The organism is Bacillus sp. S4 (assembly GCF_040838205.1).
GTDB lineage: Bacteria > Bacillota > Bacilli > Bacillales > Bacillaceae_G > Bacillus_A > Bacillus_A cereus_U.
Genome location: NZ_JBFPJI010000458.1, coordinates 1 through 2,046 on the forward strand (window position 1 = coordinate 1; position 2,046 = coordinate 2,046).

The window sequence follows — 2,046 nt, forward strand, 5'->3', positions numbered from 1 at the left end:
GTAATATATTAGGAGATGGCAACGTTCATGTAAATGGATATTATATTGGGAGAAATTATGAGAGGAGATGCTATTTTGACTAATAATAAAAAAAGAAATGACGCAATGGCAACTGGTGTCGCTATAGGCATTGTAATCGGTGTAGTTCCTGGTTTATTTGTTGATAATTTAGTAATCGGAATTGCGATTGGGATTGTAATTGGAATGGGGATTACAGTTTTGAAGAAATAATGAGTTGCAAATTTAAAATATGAACTTTGATTGAATCGTATATATGATTTTAATGGAATTGTAAAGTTAAGTGAGTGAATTTTCGGAATATAAAACCTGTTTTTCCTTTTTTTATGATATTATATATGAAAAGGATGGTGATGGATATGCCAATGAACAAGCAAGCAGAACAAAACTGCTTTATTTGCGAAAAACATAAAGGAAACATTATAGTTCCAGGTGGTGCTATTTATGAAGATGCTCTCATATACGTTGGGCATGTCCATTGGGATAAAGAAGAAACATATCTTGGTTATGTAATGATTGATATAAAGAGACATGTACCTGGTCTCGCTGAATTAACTGAAGATGAGGCAAAGGCATTCGGACTGATAACAAGTAGAGTAAGTAAAGCGCTTAAAGAAAGCAAAGGTGCAGAACATATTTACAGTTTCGTTTCAGGTAATGGTGTACCACATTTGCATATGCACATTATTCCACGTTATCCAAATACACCAAAAGAGTTTTGGTCACCGACTGAAGTAGCAAATTGGACTGGTGCACCACATGGAGATTCAGAGAAAATTAAAAAACTATGCGAAAGAATACGAAAGTATATGGTAAATGAGTATGCATACAACAAATAATACACAATATTCATGGGTTGGAAGTAGGGAAATGTGTTTAGACGAAGTTTCAGTAAAGCAATATGGTGATATCGTACTTGGTAGATACGGCGGGAATATAAGTGCCGGAGCAAAAAAGAATGAAGACGGTGCATTAGTTTTGTCGAATGGTGATTGGGAATTCGCCGTTATATTAGACGGGCATAATAGTGCAGAAAGTGTTGAATTAGTAGTAAATACAATCCAAAAAGAATATGAAAATATAGAAGTGATTATGAAAGAATCAATTGAAACCGTATTTCGATCTGTTGAAAATTATATACTTACGATATTTCAATCCCGCTCATTTAAAGAAAAGTGCGAAAGGGTAAAAGGTGAAACTGCTTGCTTAATATGCGTAAGAAAAGAAAATTACATATGGTGGCTTTCCATAGGTGATTGCTTAGTTTATGTATTTCATGATGAATTACATAAATTAGGACAATATACATTGAATCAACGCCACTTTTACGAATGGATTGGAAATGTAAACACATTTGATTTACCCGTTCCTTGCTATTCATCAGGAATTCGTGAATTACGTACTGGAAAGAATCGAATTGTAATGGTGACAGATGGGGTATTAGAATGCGGGGAACGCCGTTATGAAACTCCATTAAATCTTTATAATGATATGAATGGAAATAATGTAGAGCTTAAAGAACATGTTCACAATGTTTTAGAACACGTTCATCATCAATTAGGACGAGATAGTGCGACCATTATTAGTTGGGACCTAGAAAACAAAACAAATGCTACGTATCCGAGTGATCAGCCGGAGAAAATTAAAGTAAAAAAATAAAAAGGAGAGGGTTTTCTGTCCGTTACAAAAATATCCTTATTAATTTTATGGGTGCTATCTTTATTGGTTTTTGAAAGAATAGCGAGAAGACAGTTAAATATACCGAAACAAAAAGGATGGAATAACCAATATGTGAATGATACACATAATTGGGGAAATAGAATTATCATTTCCTCTTATATAGTTGTTATTGCTATAAGCACTTTTCTTCCAAATCGTATATATATGGGCTATGTACCTCTTTTATTTTTTATTACGTTATATGGATTTCAATCATATATGGAGTGGAAATATGATAAGGAATCGCGGGAGTTTTTGATTTCATTATTAGGAGTTGTAGCATTAATAATAACAGGGTTCATACTATAT

4 protein-coding genes are annotated in these 2,046 nt (G+C 33.3%); all 4 read left to right on the forward strand.

Translation table 11 applies throughout. The annotated features are described in order from the left end of the window. Positions 1–57: 57 nt before the first annotated feature. Positions 58–231 (forward strand): glycine zipper domain-containing protein, encoded by a 174-nt coding sequence (locus tag AB3X48_RS21555; RefSeq protein WP_002161523.1) that lies wholly within the window; start codon positions 58–60, stop codon positions 229–231. A 134-nt stretch (positions 232–365) separates the two neighbouring features. Further along, positions 366–857 carry an HIT family protein gene (locus AB3X48_RS21560; protein WP_367959924.1) on the forward strand — a complete coding sequence of 164 codons (492 nt, stop codon included), beginning with the start codon at positions 366–368 and terminating at the stop codon, positions 855–857. Next, positions 841–1,677 carry a PP2C family serine/threonine-protein phosphatase gene (locus AB3X48_RS21565; protein ID WP_170935230.1) on the forward strand — a complete coding sequence of 279 codons (837 nt, stop codon included), beginning with the start codon at positions 841–843 and terminating at the stop codon, positions 1,675–1,677. The genes AB3X48_RS21560 and AB3X48_RS21565 overlap by 17 nt, the downstream gene beginning before the upstream one ends. Before the next feature lie 42 nt (positions 1,678–1,719). Beyond that, on the forward strand, positions 1,720–2,046 hold a 327-nt coding region (locus AB3X48_RS21570; protein ID WP_503413924.1), incomplete at its 3' end, for a DUF4181 domain-containing protein.

Bases quoted from the DNA above. Each gene is read 5' to 3' on its own strand.
- AB3X48_RS21560 (WP_367959924.1), top strand. From the start codon at position 366: ATGGTGATGGATATGCCAATGAACAAGCAAGCAGAACAAAACTGCTTT.
- AB3X48_RS21555 (WP_002161523.1), top strand. From the start codon at position 58: ATGAGAGGAGATGCTATTTTGACTAATAATAAAAAAAGAAATGACGCA.
- AB3X48_RS21565 (WP_170935230.1), top strand. From the start codon at position 841: ATGCATACAACAAATAATACACAATATTCATGGGTTGGAAGTAGGGAA.